The sequence below is a fragment of the Fervidicoccus fontis Kam940 genome, from assembly GCF_000258425.1.
In the GTDB taxonomy this organism is placed as follows: domain Archaea; phylum Thermoproteota; class Thermoprotei_A; order Sulfolobales; family Fervidicoccaceae; genus Fervidicoccus; species Fervidicoccus fontis.
Window position 1 is genome coordinate 1,259,736 of sequence record NC_017461.1, and the last position, 17,751, is coordinate 1,277,486.

General features: G+C 38.6%; 24 protein-coding genes and 1 tRNA gene. 13 read left to right on the plus strand and 12 right to left on the minus strand.

Features of this window, described 5'->3' with window-relative positions:
• The first annotated feature begins 9 nt into the window (after positions 1-9).
• The gene (locus FFONT_RS06595) at positions 10-1,002 is read left to right on the plus strand and encodes an electron transfer flavoprotein subunit alpha/FixB family protein (protein ID WP_014558460.1); all 993 of its coding nucleotides are present in this window, start codon (positions 10-12) and stop codon (positions 1,000-1,002) included.
• Positions 1,003-1,008: 6 nt separating this feature from the next.
• Here the strand turns inward: FFONT_RS06595 and FFONT_RS06600 are convergent, their stop codons facing one another.
• A complete protein-coding gene (locus tag FFONT_RS06600) occupies positions 1,009-1,278 on the minus strand; it encodes a stationary phase-response protein (protein WP_148683777.1) in 270 nt (89 codons plus the stop codon).
• Positions 1,279-1,455: 177 nt separating this feature from the next.
• Between FFONT_RS06600 and FFONT_RS06605 the strand changes: the two genes are divergently transcribed.
• A tRNA-Ile gene (locus FFONT_RS06605) sits at positions 1,456-1,530 on the plus strand.
• 225 nt (positions 1,531-1,755) lie between these two features.
• On the plus strand, positions 1,756-3,156 hold the full coding sequence (locus tag FFONT_RS06610) for an ArsB/NhaD family transporter (protein WP_014558462.1): 1,401 nt from the start codon (positions 1,756-1,758) through the stop codon (positions 3,154-3,156).
• A gap of 49 nt (positions 3,157-3,205) precedes the next feature.
• On the opposite strand, the gene FFONT_RS06615 is transcribed toward FFONT_RS06610, so the two are convergent.
• From FFONT_RS06615 to FFONT_RS06660, 10 genes are all read right to left on the minus strand, one after another.
• Positions 3,206-3,490: an ArsR/SmtB family transcription factor gene (locus FFONT_RS06615; RefSeq protein ID WP_014558463.1), complete on the minus strand. Its 285-nt coding sequence runs from the start codon at positions 3,488-3,490 to the stop codon at positions 3,206-3,208.
• Between the two features lie 608 nt (positions 3,491-4,098).
• The gene (locus tag FFONT_RS06620; protein ID WP_014558464.1) at positions 4,099-4,854 is read right to left on the minus strand and encodes an ABC transporter ATP-binding protein; all 756 of its coding nucleotides are present in this window, start codon (positions 4,852-4,854) and stop codon (positions 4,099-4,101) included.
• Positions 4,838-5,893 (minus strand): FecCD family ABC transporter permease, encoded by a 1,056-nt coding sequence (locus FFONT_RS06625; protein WP_148683780.1) that lies wholly within the window; start codon positions 5,891-5,893, stop codon positions 4,838-4,840. Before FFONT_RS06625 ends, FFONT_RS06620 begins: the two co-directional genes overlap by 17 nt.
• Positions 5,890-7,020, minus strand: coding sequence for an iron ABC transporter substrate-binding protein (locus FFONT_RS06630; RefSeq protein ID WP_014558466.1), 1,131 nt, complete (start codon positions 7,018-7,020; stop codon positions 5,890-5,892). The genes FFONT_RS06625 and FFONT_RS06630 overlap by 4 nt, the downstream gene beginning before the upstream one ends.
• A gap of 14 nt (positions 7,021-7,034) precedes the next feature.
• The gene (locus tag FFONT_RS06635; RefSeq protein WP_014558467.1) at positions 7,035-7,712 is read right to left on the minus strand and encodes an FmdE family protein; all 678 of its coding nucleotides are present in this window, start codon (positions 7,710-7,712) and stop codon (positions 7,035-7,037) included.
• A gap of 447 nt (positions 7,713-8,159) precedes the next feature.
• Positions 8,160-8,732, minus strand: coding sequence for an XTP/dITP diphosphatase (locus tag FFONT_RS06640; protein WP_211206230.1), 573 nt, complete (start codon positions 8,730-8,732; stop codon positions 8,160-8,162).
• A complete protein-coding gene (locus FFONT_RS06645) occupies positions 8,729-9,391 on the minus strand; it encodes a Kae1-associated kinase Bud32 (RefSeq protein WP_014558469.1) in 663 nt (220 codons plus the stop codon). The genes FFONT_RS06640 and FFONT_RS06645 overlap by 4 nt, the downstream gene beginning before the upstream one ends.
• A complete protein-coding gene (gene kae1, locus FFONT_RS06650) occupies positions 9,379-10,380 on the minus strand; it encodes a KEOPS complex N(6)-L-threonylcarbamoyladenine synthase Kae1 (RefSeq protein WP_148683863.1) in 1,002 nt (333 codons plus the stop codon). Before kae1 ends, FFONT_RS06645 begins: the two co-directional genes overlap by 13 nt.
• On the minus strand, positions 10,380-10,550 hold the full coding sequence (locus tag FFONT_RS06655; RefSeq protein ID WP_014558471.1) for a 30S ribosomal protein S27ae: 171 nt from the start codon (positions 10,548-10,550) through the stop codon (positions 10,380-10,382). Before FFONT_RS06655 ends, kae1 begins: the two co-directional genes overlap by 1 nt.
• Before the next feature lie 2 nt (positions 10,551-10,552).
• Positions 10,553-10,969: a 30S ribosomal protein S24e gene (locus FFONT_RS06660; RefSeq protein ID WP_014558472.1), complete on the minus strand. Its 417-nt coding sequence runs from the start codon at positions 10,967-10,969 to the stop codon at positions 10,553-10,555.
• Between the two features lie 353 nt (positions 10,970-11,322).
• Here FFONT_RS06660 and FFONT_RS06665 point away from each other — a divergent pair, with 353 nt between their 5' ends.
• The 7 genes from FFONT_RS06665 to FFONT_RS06695 all read left to right on the plus strand — a co-directional run bounded on the left by FFONT_RS06665 (position 11,323) and on the right by FFONT_RS06695 (position 15,549).
• Entirely contained in the window at positions 11,323-12,021 is a 699-nt protein-coding gene (locus FFONT_RS06665; RefSeq protein WP_014558473.1) for a ribosome assembly factor SBDS, read from the plus strand.
• 1 nt (position 12,022) lies between these two features.
• Positions 12,023-12,751, plus strand: a complete 729-nt coding sequence (gene rrp4 / locus FFONT_RS06670; protein WP_014558474.1) for an exosome complex RNA-binding protein Rrp4 — start codon at positions 12,023-12,025, stop codon at positions 12,749-12,751.
• Positions 12,735-13,475: an exosome complex exonuclease Rrp41 gene (rrp41, locus tag FFONT_RS06675; RefSeq protein ID WP_014558475.1), complete on the plus strand. Its 741-nt coding sequence runs from the start codon at positions 12,735-12,737 to the stop codon at positions 13,473-13,475. The genes rrp4 and rrp41 overlap by 17 nt, the downstream gene beginning before the upstream one ends.
• On the plus strand, positions 13,472-14,296 hold the full coding sequence (gene rrp42, locus FFONT_RS06680) for an exosome complex protein Rrp42 (protein WP_014558476.1): 825 nt from the start codon (positions 13,472-13,474) through the stop codon (positions 14,294-14,296). The genes rrp41 and rrp42 overlap by 4 nt, the downstream gene beginning before the upstream one ends.
• Before the next feature lie 66 nt (positions 14,297-14,362).
• Complete coding sequence (locus FFONT_RS06685; RefSeq protein ID WP_014558477.1) at positions 14,363-14,623, plus strand: 50S ribosomal protein L37ae; 261 nt, start codon at positions 14,363-14,365, stop codon at positions 14,621-14,623.
• A 46-nt stretch (positions 14,624-14,669) separates the two neighbouring features.
• Positions 14,670-15,284, plus strand: coding sequence for a Brix domain-containing protein (locus FFONT_RS06690; RefSeq protein ID WP_148683783.1), 615 nt, complete (start codon positions 14,670-14,672; stop codon positions 15,282-15,284).
• Entirely contained in the window at positions 15,262-15,549 is a 288-nt protein-coding gene (locus tag FFONT_RS06695) for a KEOPS complex subunit Pcc1 (RefSeq protein ID WP_014558479.1), read from the plus strand. The genes FFONT_RS06690 and FFONT_RS06695 overlap by 23 nt, the downstream gene beginning before the upstream one ends.
• 11 nt (positions 15,550-15,560) lie before the next feature.
• Here FFONT_RS06695 and FFONT_RS07030 read toward each other — a convergent pair whose 3' ends face one another.
• Entirely contained in the window at positions 15,561-15,698 is a 138-nt protein-coding gene (locus FFONT_RS07030; RefSeq protein ID WP_158308341.1) for a hypothetical protein, read from the minus strand.
• Positions 15,699-15,922: 224 nt separating this feature from the next.
• On the opposite strand from FFONT_RS07030, the gene FFONT_RS06700 reads away from it, so the two are divergent.
• The 3 genes from FFONT_RS06700 to FFONT_RS06710 are packed head-to-tail and all read left to right on the plus strand — an operon-like array spanning position 15,923 to position 17,590.
• A complete protein-coding gene (locus FFONT_RS06700) occupies positions 15,923-16,318 on the plus strand; it encodes a prefoldin subunit beta (protein ID WP_014558481.1) in 396 nt (131 codons plus the stop codon).
• A 41-nt stretch (positions 16,319-16,359) separates the two neighbouring features.
• Positions 16,360-16,662, plus strand: a complete 303-nt coding sequence (locus FFONT_RS06705) for a hypothetical protein (protein WP_014558482.1) — start codon at positions 16,360-16,362, stop codon at positions 16,660-16,662.
• The gene (locus FFONT_RS06710) at positions 16,589-17,590 is read left to right on the plus strand and encodes a DHH family phosphoesterase (protein ID WP_148683784.1); all 1,002 of its coding nucleotides are present in this window, start codon (positions 16,589-16,591) and stop codon (positions 17,588-17,590) included. Before FFONT_RS06705 ends, FFONT_RS06710 begins: the two co-directional genes overlap by 74 nt.
• Positions 17,591-17,751: the final 161 nt, after the last annotated feature.

Sequence of the window (17,751 nt, forward strand, 5' to 3'; positions counted from 1 at the left end):
GTGGGCAGTGTGAGCCAAGAAGATTATTCGGGCTTTATGGTCTTTGCTGAGCAGCACGATGGAGTTATACATCCCGTGACTTTCGAGCTTTTGGGAAAGGCTAGAGAGCTCGCTGAAAAGAAGGGAAGCAAAGTATATGCAGCGCTTTTAGGCTATAACGTCGGAAGTCTCTCGAGCGAACTCATTTATTATGGAGCGGACAGGGTTTATGTTGTTGATAGCGAAAAGTTGAAAGTGTTTGATGTAATGCACTATAAAGATGCATTTCTAAAAGTTATTGAAAAGGCAAAGCCGGAGGCTATATTGATGGGGGCAACCAATACAGGGAGAACCTTAGCTCCAAGGATTTCTGCAGCGCTGAAAACTGGTTTGACCGCTGACTGCACAGATCTGTTTATAGATGAGAAAGGAAACTTTATACAAGTTAGGCCGGCATTTTCAGGCAATATTTTTGCTCATATAGGGACGAAGACCAAGCCAGCAATGGCAACAGTTAGATACAGGACTTTTAAGGCGATAGAAAAAGATACGAGCAGAAAAGGGGAAGTGGAAAAAGTAGAGTACAGCGGACCTGATGACACTGGCTACAAGGTTTTAGAAAAAATTCCGAGAGAAAAAGTCAACATTTCAGATGCTGAAGTAATAGTTGCTGTAGGTAAAGGGCTCAAGAAAAAGGAAGATCTTAAGATAATAGAAGATCTAGCTAAGCTTTTAAATGCCACTGTTGGAGCATCGAGACCTCTTGTTGACGATGACTGGATATCTAGGGATCATCAGGTAGGATTCAGCGGCAATATAGTTAAGCCTAAGATCTATATTGCAATCGGAATATCTGGAAGTCCCCAGCACACTGTCGGGATGAAGGATTCAGGTATAGTGATCTCGATAAACAAGGATCCCAATGCGCCAATTGCCGAGTACAGCGACTACTTCATCGTGGGAGATCTGTATGAAGTTGTTCCCAAATTGATAGAAGAAATAAAGAAGAAAAAAGGCACTTAATATTTTTTAATCCCTCACAGTTTCAAGCAAGCTGACTATATTCCATATCGTTATTCTCGTATGCACGGGCATATTGGGATCTTGGCTTATCTCGTCAAGCACCTGGATAGCATTAGCCGCCCTCACTCCAGGACTAAGTGAAGGGTCTTTCAGTTTGTTTATCGCATCTGTAGCAACCCTTCTAATGTTCCTAGGAACGCTTACATCATTGACGACTTTGGTAAGCATAACTATTGCATTTTTAATTTTTTCTTCATTGAGGTTTGCAGTGCTCATTTTGCTCACCTTTTATAATCCCCTGTATTGCAAACAATAACATTTAGAACTTCTTTCGTAGCATTTAATAAGAATATTGCATTTATTTATAAAACAGAAAAATAAACTTATTATCTTTTTCTACAAAAGCAAAGACAGGAAAATTTTAATAATGAGAAATTAAAAAGTATCTAGCGAGGGCCCGTAGCTCAGCCTGGCTGGAGCGCCCGGCTGATAACCGGGAGGTCCGGGGTTCGAATCCCCGCGGGCCCATTCTTTTAAAAAATCATGCTTATTAAAGAAAGTATCTCCATTCCACGCGAACTTCTCACGCTTAGCTAATAAAAACCGGGAAATATTATTAATTCCTTGTAGCGAAAGGATAGAAATTTTTTATAATTCGTTTTAATTTTAAAAGAAAAATTTTTAAATATATCTTTTTCATTAAAAATTACAAGTTCTTTTTTTGAATGTATTTATAGTAGGTGCAAGAATTTGGTGAAAGAATACGCTAAAGTTGCATCATATATCATCACAGTCGCTTTTACCGCTTTTGCGACGTATATGCTTCACCTATCCCTCCAGCAAATTGTTAGCGTTACAGTATTAGCAATTTTTATAGCGGGTTCATTTATTTACTGGAACTTCAGAGTTGCTTTCGCTTTTTTGGGGATCACTCTTCTTTTCGTATTCAACGTCCTTGATATACAGCACTTTATAAACTACTCGAACATTGATGTATTGACACTTATAATAGCAATGATGATCGTTGTGGGGTTTTTGGAAGAGTACAAATTCTTTGACTGGCTTACCGCAAGGATAATAGTCAATTTCTTAGACAGACCAATGGTTGTAATTTTCCTCCTTCTGTTGCTATCATTTATAATGTCATCTTTAGTCAATGAAGTAGCAAGCATTATATTCATGCTTGCAATTGCTGTAAGGGTTTGTAAGTATTATGAGATGAACCCTATTCCACTGAGTATTTTTCTCGTTTTTACTACAAATTTGGGCAGTAGCGCGACTGTGATAGGAAATCCGATCGGTGTTCTAATAGCTTTTAAAGCAGGTCTTTCTTTTATGGACTTCATGAGGTGGGCTTTTCCGATCAGCCTCCTGGCTACGCTCGTTACAATAGCAATAAGCAGGTATTACCTTGAAGGCGAGCTGAAGAAGGCAAAGACGGTAAAGCATCCGGAAGAGGTTAAAAACGAGATCAAAAGAATGGCTAAATTTCACAAAAAACTTATAGTTCCTACAATAGTGTTCTTCGGAGTGATTTTAGGACTAGCGCTTCACCATTACATTGAAGAATATTTGAGGCTTGAGACGAACACAATGCTGCTTGGAATGAGCCTCCTCGGAGCGTCTGCATCTCTTTTTATAGCTCATGATAGAGCAATTGATATTGTGGAAAAGAAGGTTGACTGGTGGAGTATTTTGTACTTTCTCCTTCTGTTTGCAAGCGTCGGAACGCTTGAATATACGCATGTTTCGGACATAATTACAAGTGCAGTTATGTCTGTGACAAAAGGGAACATATTATACATAATGCTCATTTTGAGTGCAGTAGCCGGCGCGATAACGAGCGTTATGGATAATGTTTTGGCTATAGCAATAGTAATTCCTGTAATTGATTCCTTAAAAGGAGTCATAAATGTCTTTCCAATATGGTGGGCTATATTATTTGCCGGTACTTACTGGGGAAATGCAACTCTAATTGGATCAACTGCCAATATTGTCATGGCAGGATATATGGACAAGCTGAAGAAGAGGGGAGAGCTGGAAAGAAGCGTTGGAATGTGGGAATGGATAAAAATAGGCGTTCCTGTATCAGCTATAACATTCTTCCTGGCATTCTTACTATTATATTTGCAGTTAGGGATAATGCCTCACTGAATTTTTAAAAAGTTAGTGGAAGAACTGTTATATTTTTCTATTTTAGAATTTAATTTAGCAGATCGAGGACCTTTATTGAACTATCAGAAAGGCTATAAAGCTTGAAATTTCCTTTTCTAGAATACTCAATTAATCCCAAATCTCTTAAGGTCTTTAAGAGGTGCGAAATGAGAGTTTGATCCAGACCTAAAATATAGGAAATAACGCAGACAGGTAGAGGTCCATTCTTAAGAAGAAAGAGAATTTTAAGCTTATTTGGCTCACCTATATTCCTGAGTATTTTTGAAATTTCATTCAACTTTTCTGAAGGCACTTCTATTTTTCTATCTTCCAATATATCTGCAATATTCAGAGAGCACTTACCTGCATTTTTGCAATTCGTTAAGAACGTCGTAAAGCCTTAAAGTTCGCTCCAAAGGCATCACCAAAATATTTTATTTTTTAAAATATATTGAGTTATATTGTTTACCTATAGATTGAAATAACTTAATCCTGTTTTGTCCAAATAGCTTATTGCAGGATCTTGAGAAAAATGGGGACTACACATCTTCAAATTTTTTATTAAAATCGAAAAATTGCGAGATTTTTTAACTTTATCGGGTGAGTTCTCCATTGGGAAAGCTGAAAATGAAAACCGATAATTTTATATTTTCCCTCATCGCAATTATTATCGCTGCGTGGCTGAGAAAGAGCCAGGGGACATAGTCTGGTAGCTGAAGCAGGAAGCCGCCTGCGAAAGCTGGTGGCAGTTCACTAGAAAAACTAATTTTTATTAAAGATGATGAGCAAACGCTTTTTGACGATATAGGATGAAATGGGTCTTGAGTGCTGATCATTAAATTTTTTAAGAATGTATAGAATGTATAGAAATCATTGTTATAGGCTTGATATGAAAATGAGTTTATATCGGAAGCATTTCATTTATGTATAAAAGATTGAAGGTCAGAGCGTCGTGACTATTTTGTATTCTTTTAAAATTGCTATCGGGACCCCATATACTCTTGACAAGATATCTGCTCTTAATACTTTACTCGGTTCTCCGAACGCAACTACTTTACCTTTATTCATTAATAGAACCTTATCTGAAATGCGATAAGCTTGTGTGAGATCGTGTAGAGACATGATAACTATTAATCCCTCATTGCTCAAAACCTTAACTAAATTTAGAAGCTCAGTTTGATGTTTTAAATCCAAATTATTTGTGGGTTCATCTAAAATCAAAACTTCTGGCTCTCCAGCTAAAGCCCTAGCAATCAGCACTCTTTGCAACTCTCCTCCGCTGAGCTCTTCCAGCGTCCTTTCAGCAAAATTTTCCATGTTCACCAACTTCAGTGCTTTAAAAACGCGCTCATCGTCAGCTTTTGTCGGGACGAGACCAATGTGAGGTTTCCTTCCCGTCATAACGAAATCATATACACTTATCATTCCAAATGAATGTAACTTTTGAGGTACATATCCAAATATCTTTGCCGCACTTTTATGAGGGATCTCATAGATAGATCTTTTATCAACATAAACCGTTCCAATTTTTGGCTTCAATATCCCGTTTATTACTCTCAAAAGAGTAGATTTTCCAGCTCCATTTGGTCCAATTACACAAAGCACTTCTCCTTTCTTAATATGTAGCGAAACTCCATCAATAGCTTTTGTGCTTTTATAGTATACTTTTACATCTTTGACTTCAATCTCTATAACCATGCTTTTCACCTTTTATTAAAAGAAATATGAGCAACGGAACACCTAACAGAGAAGTCATTATACCTACAGGTATCGTTACGGGAGAAATTATTATTCTTCCAAGGGTGTCAGACCACAAAAGTATTAGTGATCCCATAGCCATAGATGTTGGCATCAGATATCTGTGCCCTCCTCCAACAAGGAACCTTGAAATATGAGGTGCTAATAGGCAAACGAATCCCACAACACCGACAAATGATGTTGCGAGAGATGCGCCTAATGCCGCTATAAAAATAGTCTCAAATCTCAATCTTCTCGGATTAATGCCTGAAGATTTAGCTATATCGTCCCCTCCTATAATTACATCGTAATCAATGCTTCTGTAAACAAAGTACGGTATAACTATCAATAGAGATACGATCGCAATGAGTTTTAATTCCTCCCAAGATATTCTCTCCAGGTCTCCGAATGTCCAAAATACTACCGTTGAAACGTAAATTTCGTTAAGGAAAAAATACTGAATGAGGTATAAAAGTGCTTGGTACGCGAATGAGATCGCTATCGAAGAAAGCACTAGCGATATGGAGCTCAACCCCGCTTTGTAAGCCAATAACAATATGATAAGTACTTGAATTAAAGAGAAAATGAACGCAAAAAAAGCTATTATGAAAGGATTCTGAATATTAATTTGATATCTTAAAATACTTCCCTCGTTAAGAGCTAAGAGACCGACAGCTACTCCCACGGATGCCGCATAAGATAGCCCTAAAGTGAAGGGAGAGGCAAGCGGATTACGCATAGAGGCCTGGACAGCAGTTCCCGATCCTCCTAAAATAGCTCCTATTATGATTGCAGCTAGTATTCGTTTAATTCTAAGGTCCCAGACAACTATAGATAGCTGAGAATTATCAGGTCTAAAAATGACTCTAGTTATTTCAAATATTGAAGCTTTATAATATCCTAGATATATGCAGAGTGGTACAGATAAAAAAACTAGTAATAATAGGGAAAAAAACACAAGTTGTTTTCTATGCTTGAAGATGGCCACTACGGACTTCACCCAAAAGCATTAGAGAGACATTTGAAGCCTCCATAAGCAGCGCTATATTCTTGATAAAGCGGTTTTCCGAGGAACTCATTGAAAATTTCATTAGCTTTTTCTGCGGGATTAATGTCTTTAAATCTATCAGGATATAAGATTTTTCCCATATAGTATGCATCGGCTAAAGCTGTTGCAATATTAGTATCGTAGTAATTGAAGGGAAGAATTCCGTAGACTTCTCCATTTCTGAAGGCATTCAATTGAAGGTATGGAGACGGATTGCTTTCAAAGCTCTGTTTCACCAATTGCAGGTTTCCCTCATCTATAAACACAACATCCGGCTGTTCAGAAATCAAGTATTCGAAGTCTAAGGAGACAAACCCCGTTTTATTGCTATAGTTATCGGCTATTGATTTAGTGTTCAACAGCGATAAAGGGGGGAACGGAGACTGCGTTGACGTGAATGGCTGTGCTCCCTTGTATGACACTGCTCCAACATATACTTTTGGCCTCATAGTAATATTATTAGTTCGGTTGTTTAGATCATCAACTATGCTTTGAATGTAGTTTATTAGGGATTTTGCCCTATCTTCTCTATTTAGTGCTATTCCCAAAATAGTAAGAGAATTGTTGAGCTCTTTAAAATCAAGATATCCGGCCGGACCATAATCTAAGACAATAACTGTCGCATTAACTTCTCTCTGAAGCGTATCTGGGTCAATGAATTGGCAGTATATTTCGCTCATTATTATAAGGTCCGGTTTTACGCTTAGTAGTAATTCAGGATTAGGTGCCTTGCCTGGTCCGCCTGGACCTATTACCGTCAAATTCTTAAATTCATCATAATAGGCCATAGCATAGTCCCTTCCAGTAGGTCCCCACTGTAACTCGCTCTGTTCGATCCCAACCAGCATGTCCGTTGCATTAAGATAGCAAATCAGTCTCAGCATTCCAGGACCGATTGCAACTATCCTACTGACGTTTGCAGGCAAGGTTACATTTCTTCCTGCATCGTCGATTACATATCTTTGGAGCGAAACTTTCTCTTGAGCTGAAGAAGGATTATGGGTATAGAAATATTCGCAGCAAAAGGCAATTATTAAAATAAGGACAACTGCCGTAAGAACAACAGTCCTTACATTCATAGTTTACCACATCTTTATAATCTCTTTTCGAAAGGCGTTTTGAAGTCTAAAACAATTCCTCTTCCAACCACAGCATTACAACTTCCAGCACAGGTCTGGCATAAAGTTTTACCATTTACTACTTTTGCCCTAGTTTTCATAACTAGCTCTCCGCATAAATCGCATTTAACCGTTTCAAATATTGGCGCTCTCTCTACTGGCGAAATTTTTACTTCCTCAATTTTGAATATCTCTTCTGGTGCATCCCTTAACGCAAAACCTATTTCGTTCCAAAGCTTTCTCAGCCTTTCTTGGTCTTCACTAGTGCCTTCCCTTCTTGCTATGACTTTCTCAAAAAGCCTGCTTGCTTCTTCGCTAAAGTATCGCTTCTTCATTTTTTCACTGTCTACATATACTCTAATCCCTTTCCAGTCTCTCCTTCTTACTAATGTTACGGCATTTTTCCCCGTATCCATGTATATCAAACCATTATTTCCAAAAGTGCAACCTGTAGCGACCTGCACTCCGTCCGCAAAACAGTTGTTACATTCGACAATAGCAATAATGTCTTCATTAACGGTTTCAGCCTCACTTGCTTTCTTTATATTTAGTCTCTGCATGGCTATTTCAGATGCTCTCAGCCCTAGTACAACATAAGGGCATATATGCCCGTGAAATTCTCTAGCTTTTTCTATAAGGGTCTTACTAACCATATGAACCACGAAATGGTGTTACTTTTTTTAAAAAAGTTATACCATTTATGTATTTTGCAAAAGCATTTTTAAATTTTTAGTTTTTTTAGAAAAAATATTAAAAAAGAAATTTTAAAATAAAAACATAAATATAACACATAAAATGTTTTGTGAAAGTATATATTAAACTGCGCTGTCTATTTGAATTGCAAATTAAAAATAGAATGTTCCTTCTTTTTAACTTGGAAGAAATATTCCCTTCCGTGAGGGGTGAATAAATACCTTATAGAAAAATTTATAATGCTTCTCTAAGCATTTCGCTTTTGGTTCGGGAAGCTTTTAGAGCCTGCAGACAGGAAATATCCATAGCAAGATGGAGACGTCTGTATAGGGTAAGCTTATAATCATTTTGTCCTTGTTTTACTTGTTTCAAAAGGCGGTCCTTTTGGTTCTGACCTCCTCCCCACCTTAAAAGGGGAGGGTTTCAGTTGTAAACCATTCGGCAAACTTCCTAGCTGCAATTCCTCTATGACTGATTTTATTCTTTTCTTCAATACTCATTTCGGCAAGTGTCTTGCTATATCCGTTTGGAACGAAGACCGGGTCGTATCCAAAGCCGAAGTATCCCTTCTTCTCCATTCCAATTTCTCCGCAGAGCTCTCCCACAAATATTTTCTTTATATCGTAATAGCAAAAACATATTGCCGTTTTAAAGCAGGCCTTTCTATTTTCACTGTTTTTTAGCAGTTCAAGAAGACCATCAAGACCAACCGTCTTTAGAAAATACTCGGCATAAGGACCTGGGAAACCGTTCAGTGCCTCTATGTAAAGCCCGGTATCGTCAACAAGAATGGGCTTTTTTTCTTTCAAGAAGAGATTTTCTCCTGCAAATAGAGCGATTTCTTCAACGCTTTCTGCTTGGATTTCCACTTTTTCTCTTTCTAAATGTTCAACATGTATGCCGTAGGCTTTTAAGATCTTACTGATTTCCATGAATTTATGTTTGTTTGTTGATGCGAAGTAAATTGTGAATGTGCTCAAATCTCCCCCCTTCTTTCACGTACATATCTACCTCTGAGCCTTATATCTTCCAGGCTTTTTCTAATTTTTTCAGAGCCAGCAGCATTTTTAAAATAGGTGCTAAAAAACGGTTCTAAAATTTTTTCTTTATACTCAGGATGAGTGCTCTCTACAGCTCTTTCAAATATTCTCAGATCCATCGCTTTATCTTCTTCCCTTTTACTCCTGAAGCTTAAGCCAAAGTCAATAATGAACGCATTGCCATCCTTTATAATAATGTTTGAAGTTGTCAGATCGCCATGAATAATGTCCAGATTATGCATTTTTGAAATGCTGTTCGCGACTTCAAAGACGATGTTTTTTGCTAATTCGTCAAAGCCTTTCTCATTTAAATAATCTCTGAAGACTTCACCAGAAATATAGCTAATTATAAGCAGACCGTTTTCCGCATCAACTTTCAATGGGTATGGAACTCGAATTCCTGCTTTTATGCAGTCCATTAAAATTCTTGCTTCACTGGACGTCCTCTTCGATATTAGAGACTTGGCCAGCCTTGGGTCCATGTAAGGCTTAATTATTCTCTCTTTAAGCACTGCGATATCGTTCAAATACTCTATGAGATATAAATTGGATTCAGCCCCCCAAGAAAGAGGCTTTTTTTCTAACCTCACTCCTTCCATACAACTTCAACCTCTTCTACTCTCCACCTCTGTGATATATAAGCCATTGAAGGATCGATGATAATTCCATGAACATATTCTAGCAAGCCGGTCCAGGCGATCATCGCCCCATTGTCTCCCGCAAATGCCGGAGGAACGCTAAAGAATTTCGCGCCATGAAGAGCACTCATCTTCTCAAGCTTTTCTGTGAGAACTTTGCTAGCAGAAACTCCTCCAGTTAAAATTACCTCCTTCTTCCTCGTGTGGGCTAAACCTCTCTCTGCAACTTCAGTAATCATAGAGTAGCTTATTTCTACGAGAGAGTAGCATACATCTCCGAGGTCCTCCTTTCCGATCATTTTCAAAGAGGAAGTCAAAAGCCCTCCATAAGATACATCTTGCCCCTTTACAATATATGGAAGGTCTAGTAGCTTCTTTTCCTTGCTTCTTTCAGCACATAGCTCAACCACATGCCTTCCATTCACAACATATGGAGGAGCAAGTCCTGCCTCTCTGGCAAAAGTATCTATTAAATTGCCTAAAGCTATATCCTGCGTCTCTCCAAAAACTCTGTACCTCTTCTGCTTATATGCAATAATGCTAGTATTTCCGCCGGAAATGTAAACAACTAATGGATCAGAAAAGCCTGAGAGAAGGTTCCCTATTTCTATGTGTGCTATTGCATGATTCACGGGGATTAGAGGTTTGCCAAAATAGCTGGAGATCGCTCTTGCAGCTGTAGCTCCTACCCTTAAGCAGGGGCCCATCCCCGGCCCTAAAGCTACTGCAACTGCATCAATATCATCTATTTTAAGATTCGCTTTTTTCAGTGCCCTTGAAATTATACTGCCAATTTTTTCCGCATGATGCCTTGAGGCATCTCTCGGATGTATTCCCCCCTTTTCAGGCTCGTATTTATCCTTCTCATTCGCCAAGATGTGTGGTTCTCTATTCTGCGCTATGCCAACTCCAATTGTATGTGCAGTTGACTCAATGCCTAATACTCTAATCAGCTTTTCTTCTCCAAGAACTCCGTGTATCCGCATGAGCCGCAATACCATCTCTCAGTAGGTTCCTTATAATGTCCCATTATGCTCCCGCATCTCGGGCATCTTTTGTTCTTAAGCTTTATAGTTTTTGTCTTGTAATCATATTCATAGTAATTGTGCACTTGAGACATTTTTACTGACCCTCCTTCTTTTCCTCACTCTTCTGCTCTTTTTCCTTCTGCTTCTTTTCCTTCTCTTCTGCTTCTTGCATTTCCTCTTGAAGAGTCTTGTTTCTCTCAATAATGTACTTTGGGACGAACCTTTCAGCAGCTTTTTTATTTGGATAGATGTGGAAAAGGACCTTTGACCTACCGATGCCATATTCGGTTACAAGCGATATGACATATATGCTTCCTAGATCAACCTTCATCTTTTCTGCAACTTTCGTCCTAAGTACTCCTAAGGAGGGAGTTCCCTTTCCCTGATGGTAGACGTATCCTGAGATCTCCCTTCTTCCTATTAAGGGGTTTTTCACATCATTTACGATTTCCAAAGACAGCTGGTCACCAAGGTCGATTATTTGGCTTGGTTGCTTTTCATTTAAAGACAAGCAATTCACCTCATGGTTTTGATCTTATTTTACTCATTAAACTTCAGATCGTAATTGAAAGGGAATCTGAAGTTAATATTTTTAAAGTATTATCTTTTGGAACTTAGCTTAAAAAAGTTTATAAATCTTAATACAGCCTGAAAAAGTTTCCCCTTAAAGAAAAATGAGTTTTGAAGTTCGTGAAATTATTGAACTGATAATGCTTGGAAAAGAGAAGCGTGCAAGATCGAAAGTCCGACAAAGAAAAATTTCTTTATCTTTGATAAATCAATAATTACCTATAAAATATTAATCGAAATCAACAAATTTAAACATGAACTTTATATTTATAAAACATATCTGTAGTGATTAAAATGTCGAGCAAAGAATATATTATTGCTAAGTATGAATCGAAGGGAAAGCACTTTGAGATACTTGTCGATCCTGAATTAGTATTTGAATATAAAGAAAGTGGGAAGCCAAATATAGAAGAAGTCGTAAAAAGCGAGTTTATTTATAAAGACGCGAAAAAGGGATTGAAAGCCTCTCCAGAAGACATTAAGTCTGTTTTCGGTACGGAGGACTTTTTGGCTGTAGCTGAAAAGATATTGAAAGGAGGGGAGCTCCAGCTCACAACTGAGCAGAGGAGGAAAATGCTTGAATCGAAGAGAAAAATGATCATCACCTATATTTCAAGGAATGCAATTGACCCCACTACAAAGCTTCCAATACCCCCGCAGAGGATAGAAAAAGCGATGGAAGAGGCTAGAGTGAGCGTGAATCTGAACGAATCAGTGGAAAAGCAGGCTATTAACATAGTTAAGGCTATAGCTAGGCAGATACCCATAAAAATGGCAAAAGCCCTTTTAGAAGTTAACATACCTTCTTCGTATGCGAGCAAAGCGTATAGCAACGCGAAAACCTTGGGAATAGTTCACAAGACTAATTGGAACCAGGATGGAAGCGTGACATTTGAACTGGAAATTCCAGCAGGTATGCAAGAGGAGGTAATAGACAAGTTAAATAAACTCACAAAAGGTGAAGTATCTGTAAAGGTGTTGAAAATTGAGTGAAATGGAAAAGCCTGTGTTTTACGTTCAGCAAAGAGATATAGTGCTCCCAGGAGATCTGGTAGGAGAAGGGAAAATCGAAACTAACTCACTTTACATTTATAATATTGGAAATAAGTACTTCTCTAGCATAATAGGAATGGTTGAGATAAAAGACGACAAGCTTTTCTTCTATCCAAAAGAGCAGATATACATTCCAAAGCCAAACGATCTTGTCATCGGACTTATAACTGATGTCGGTCCTACTTACTGGGATGTGGATCTCAACAGCCCATATGAAGGACAGCTACCGGTGAGCGAAACTCCTCTAAGGCAAACACATGCAACCGTTGACACGATGAGGAAGTTTCTCAGCATAGGCGACTTCGTAGCTCTTAAGGTTTTGAGCTTTGACAGGCTCAGGGATCCGCTCTTGACTATGAGGGGAAAGGGTTTGGGAAAAATATATGGAGGCAAAGTTATCGACATAGCCCAGCATGCAGTTAATTCTCTTATTAATAGGAAAAGGGCTTTAGTAGAGGCTATAGTAAAGGAAACGAAGACCGAAATATTAATATCCAACAATGGGAGGGTTTGGATAAAGGGAACCGATTCCATTTTAGAAGACCTTGCAGTTTTGGCCATCAAGAAGCTTGAAAGCGTTGATTTATATTCCATTACCTCCTCAGAGATTATTAATTTTATACAAATTGAAAAACAGAAAAGAGGGATAGGTGATGTCGCACAACAGTAATAGAAAGCTAATAGATGAAAACGGATTAAGGGTTGACGGTAGGAGACCTGACCAGTTAAGACCTATATCCATGAAGGTTGGAATACTTAAGAATGCACAGGGTTCGGCCCTAGTTTCATATGGAAAAACGCAGGTCATGGCAGCCGTTTACGGCCCTAGGGAAGCGCTTCCCAGGCACATGACACTACCTGATAGAGCAATCTTGAGAATAAGGTATCATATGGCTCCATTCAGCACTTCAGAAAGGAAATCCCCAGCTCCGACAAGAAGAGAGATAGAGCTCTCAAAAGTTATAAGAGAGGCTCTCGAGGCTACTGTTTTCAGCGAACTGTTTCCAAGAACTACGATTGATGTCTTTATTGAGGTCTTGCAGGCAGACGGAGGGACGAGGACAACAAGCCTGACAGCTGCTAGCTTGGCTCTCGCAGATGCTGGAATCCCAATGAAGGATCTAATAGCAGGGGTTGCTGTGGGCAAAGTCGATGGAGTGCTCGTCCTTGATATAAACGAAATAGAAGACAGCACTGGGCAGGCAGATATGCCTGTAGCAATAATGCCGAATTTAAACAAGATAGTGCTCCTTCAGCTAAACGGCACGCTCACAAGAGATGAGTTTAATGAGGCTTTGAAGATGGCTCAAAAAGCAATAAAGGAAATATATATAATGCAGAAAGAAGCGCTCAGAGAAAAATATTCATCAATGGAGGAGGTCGAGCAAGCATGAGTGTAACACCTACTTCATATCCGCTTATACCAAAAATGAAAAGGGAAACCATTATATCTGTACTCGAAACTGGAAAGAGGATAGATGGAAGAGCTTTAGATGAAGTAAGGAAAATAACAATTGTGCCGAACTACATTGAAAAGTCCGACGGTTCAGCTCTAGTGTATTTGGGCGATACGTTGGTGCTTGTAGGGGTGAAGGTGGAGCCTGGTGCACCATATCCTGACAATCCCAATGAAGGAGTGCTGATGGTAAACGCCGAGTTCGTCCCTTTAGCATCTCCAGCCTTTGAGCCTGGGCCACCGGATGAGAACGCATATGAGCTTGCAAGAATAATTGATAGATCTTACAGAGAGTCCAAGGCGATTGGTCTAGGAGAATTGGCGCTTGTTCCAGGACAGAAGGTACTCGTCGTTTGGAACGATATATATGTGTTGAATCACTCCGGAAACCTCATCGATGCCTCAGCTATAGCAAGCTTAGTGGCTCTGATGAATACAAGGATACCTGTATATGAAGAAGCGGATGGAGGAAACTTCGTAAAAAAGGAAAACGAGTACAAGGGCAACTTAAACGTGAAAAAGAAAATTATCACCGCAACTATTGCCAAAATCGGAAACTACTATCTTGCAGATCCAACTGATGAGGAAGAATATGTTTCAGATGCTAGGCTGTCAGTATCGTTTACAGAAGATGGGATAATAGCCGGAATGCAGAAAATGGGGATCGGGTATTTAGACGAGAACGACATAAATCAGATGATCGACCTTGCATGGAAGACGGCGAAAATATATTTAGGTGAGATTTCAAAACTCATATGAGCTAATAAAGGTAAATTTTTAAAATCCTTAAGATCACTAATTAAAAAGAGCAAATGGTGAATATAGATGGGAAGAACAAAGATAGTCGGTATTGCAGGAAAGTTTGGAGCCAGATACGGGTCGACTTTAAGAAAGCAGTATAAGGAAATAATGGAAAAGAGGTATGCCCCTCACGTTTGTCCATTCTGCGGTATGAGCGGAAAAGTAACAAGAATAAGCATAGGTCTGTGGAAATGTGAAAAGTGCGGCAACGTTTGGGCAGGAGGAGCATATGTCCCGAGGACTGGACTGAACAAAATGTTTCCAAAGAGTATTAACACAAGATGAATTTTTTTAAAGTTGCAAAGAGAAGTCTCATAAATGCGTGTTGAATTTGGTCAATAAAGTTATTTTTTCAACATCAAGAGAGCCTTCTTTGAGGGTAAGAAGCTTTTTAAAGGACATTATCAGCTTGGCGCCTTGGCTTGTAAAGGTAAACAGAGGAAAGCTGACCTTCAAGGATTTAGTTGACATAACCATAAGCGAAAAGAGCACGACGTTCGTCATTATTGGAGAAAAGAACGGAAACCCAAGCATAATGAGGATTTATGACGTATCCGATTATTTGATCAAAAATGCGGTACTTCACGCTTATACCCTCTTCATAAAGGGGGTGACCCTTGCGAGGGAAGCGAACAGACCATCATCTCCTGGATATGTGGATGATGCAATAATAGAAGGCAGCCTCCCTCCTGACGAAGAGCATAGAAACTTGACTTTTGCGCTGATAAAGATGTTTGGAAGCAGCATTATTCCCAATGCTGAAAGCAGCAACGTCTTGAAAATTCAAATCAAGGGATATCCGAATTCGGGGTGGATGTTAAATTTTAAAAAATCTGGCAGCAATGAATATGTTGGTCCAAGAATTTTTATAGGAAAGGTTAAAAAAGTAGGAGAATATATGAGCGTCAGTGAAAGTGAAAGCGATGGAAAAGAAGGAGGAAATTGAGAAGATATCTTTTAGTTTAGAAATTCACCATGAAAACGAGAAACTCCTCAAAGCCTACTTCGAATCTCTCAAGCCGGAAGCAGATTCTCTTGTAAACCAGAAAAAAGGGAAGGTATTTGTGGAATATAATGCGGAAGAAAAGAAGCTCATTCTTAAAATGGAAACGGAAACAATAAGTGACTTTAAAGCTCTCATGAACTCGTATCTTTATCTGATAAAAGCTATTAATGATTCCTTGAATTCTGCAACCTCCTCTATGCAATAAGGTGTGATCTTTCATTTCTGGCCTCCTTTCCTCAGAATGGCAGGGATGTTCCTGCATCTATTCGCGATCGGATCTTTCATCTTAATGAAGGCAAGAGCGATCAGAGATTCTTTCTTGACCATAGAATGAACTCTATTGTTTTGTCTCAAAACTAACCCATATTCCAAAAGCTATGGTTTAAAATTCATCAATGCACGAAGAGAAACATCAGAGCTTGAATGAGAAGTAACACCTTAAAGATACTAAACTTCATTTTCATCTTAAAAAGGCATGCTTTCGATTGATGTAAAAGCGAACTGTTAAAAACCATAAGAATTTATTAAGCAAAAATTTCAATCTTCTATAATAGTTATTTATTTGGAGTTGATAATGTATGGCAGAGAAAGTTCCGCCCGAGATAGAACAGGTTGCTCAACAGCTCGATGAGCTTCAAGAAAAGTACAATAATTTGTTGAACCAGAGATTAATAGTAGAAAGCGAGTTGAAAGAAATAAATAAACTGCTTGAGACTCTCAATAATATTCCGCCTGAGACAAAAATCTATAGAAGCGTAGGGAACATCTTCTTTGCTGAGGATAGGGATAAGCTGGTCAAAGAACTTACTGAAAAGAAGGAGACTGACGAGCTTATATATGAGAGATTTAAAAAAGATGAAGAAGATCTCAAGAAGCAGATTTCAACCCTTCAGGAAAAATTGAGAGGATTGCTGTCTAAATATTATCAGAAAGTTTCAACACCTGTAACAAAAACTGGCAGTGGTGCATCTTAACGGAAGAAGGTAAAAGAGACAAGAAGGTCTCTATCGAAGATATGGAAAAGATACTGGTTGAATCGGTAAGCAGTGTAGAGGATAATATAAGGAAGAGCAAAAGCGATACATCTTTTTTATCTGTGGAGCTCAACCTCGATGAAAAGGAGGAAGTTTTAAAAGCATCATTTGATGTTGAGGTTATAAGCGCAGTGAGAACTCCGTTTGGTCCGGAGGATAAGGCAGGAAGAATTGCAGATGGGCTAAAAAGAAGCTTGGAGGAAAAAATAAGTGAACTACGCTTTAAAAGAACTGATAAAAAGGGCAGTAGAGAGAAAGAAGGAAATAGTGATAGTAACTCATAAGCAAGCAGATGTAGACGCATTTTCCTCAGCTTTAGCTTTAAAGCGCCTTATTGTTAGAGAGTTTGGATCTCAAAGTGGTGAAATTAAAGTAGTTTTCCCAGAATCTATTTCTTCAGAAGCTGAAAGGCTGGAAAAAGTTCTTTTAAGTAAACAAGAAAACTTTGAGTATCTTAATGAAATCAACGAAGTAAATGGAGAGACGATTATAATACTCGATACCGCATCAGAAAGCCAGCTGCCTAATTTTCAAGAAATACTTAAAGGATATACTTTCCTAATAGATCATCATTACTATAATAGCATAAAAAAATTTGTATCGGAATATTACATCGACAGAACTGCTTACTCCACTTCCGAGCTCATAGCATCTATATTTCCTGAAGGTCTTCTAGATGAAGCAACATCATGCCTATTGCTTGCCGGGATTGTTTTCGATACAAATCGCTTCAAAAGGTCGAGCGAATCAACATTCATATGCGCTTCAAAGCTTTCAAGCAGGTGCAACTATAACAAGTTAATTTCTGAAATCGAAACAAGAGAAGAGGACGTTTCAAAGAGGATGGCAAAGCTTAAAGCACTTCAGAGGCTGTCGCTGCTGAGGAAAGGGGAGCTGATTATAGCTATGACTCATGTGAGCTCTTTTGAAAGCGATGTGGCGTCTTCAATTTTAAGAGAAGGAGCCGACATCTCTCTCGTGATTTCTGATAAGGATTTTGGGCTGAGAATTGTTCTCAGATCAAAGAGCGAGGTGGAAGACGAGGTTTTGAGAAAGATCAGAGAAGTTGTTGAGAGGCTTGCTGAAGGTAAATTTGGAGGGCACAGGGAGTCCATGGTGTTAGAAAGCAATATTAGGATAGAGAAGAGAGAGATAGAATCGCTGATGAAAAAAATCAAAGAAGAGCTTCAGCCTTCGTTGGGAGCGGAATAGCTTAGCTCCTAGTTTAAAATTTAAAGCGAATATACTAAAAAACATGCTTAAAAACCCGTTTTTTGATATATTTTCTAAAGAAATTTTTAAATCATTTAAAAAGGAAACATTATTTAATCTTTTTCAGGTTAAATTTGAATGTTGTTTTAATACAAAGTTAG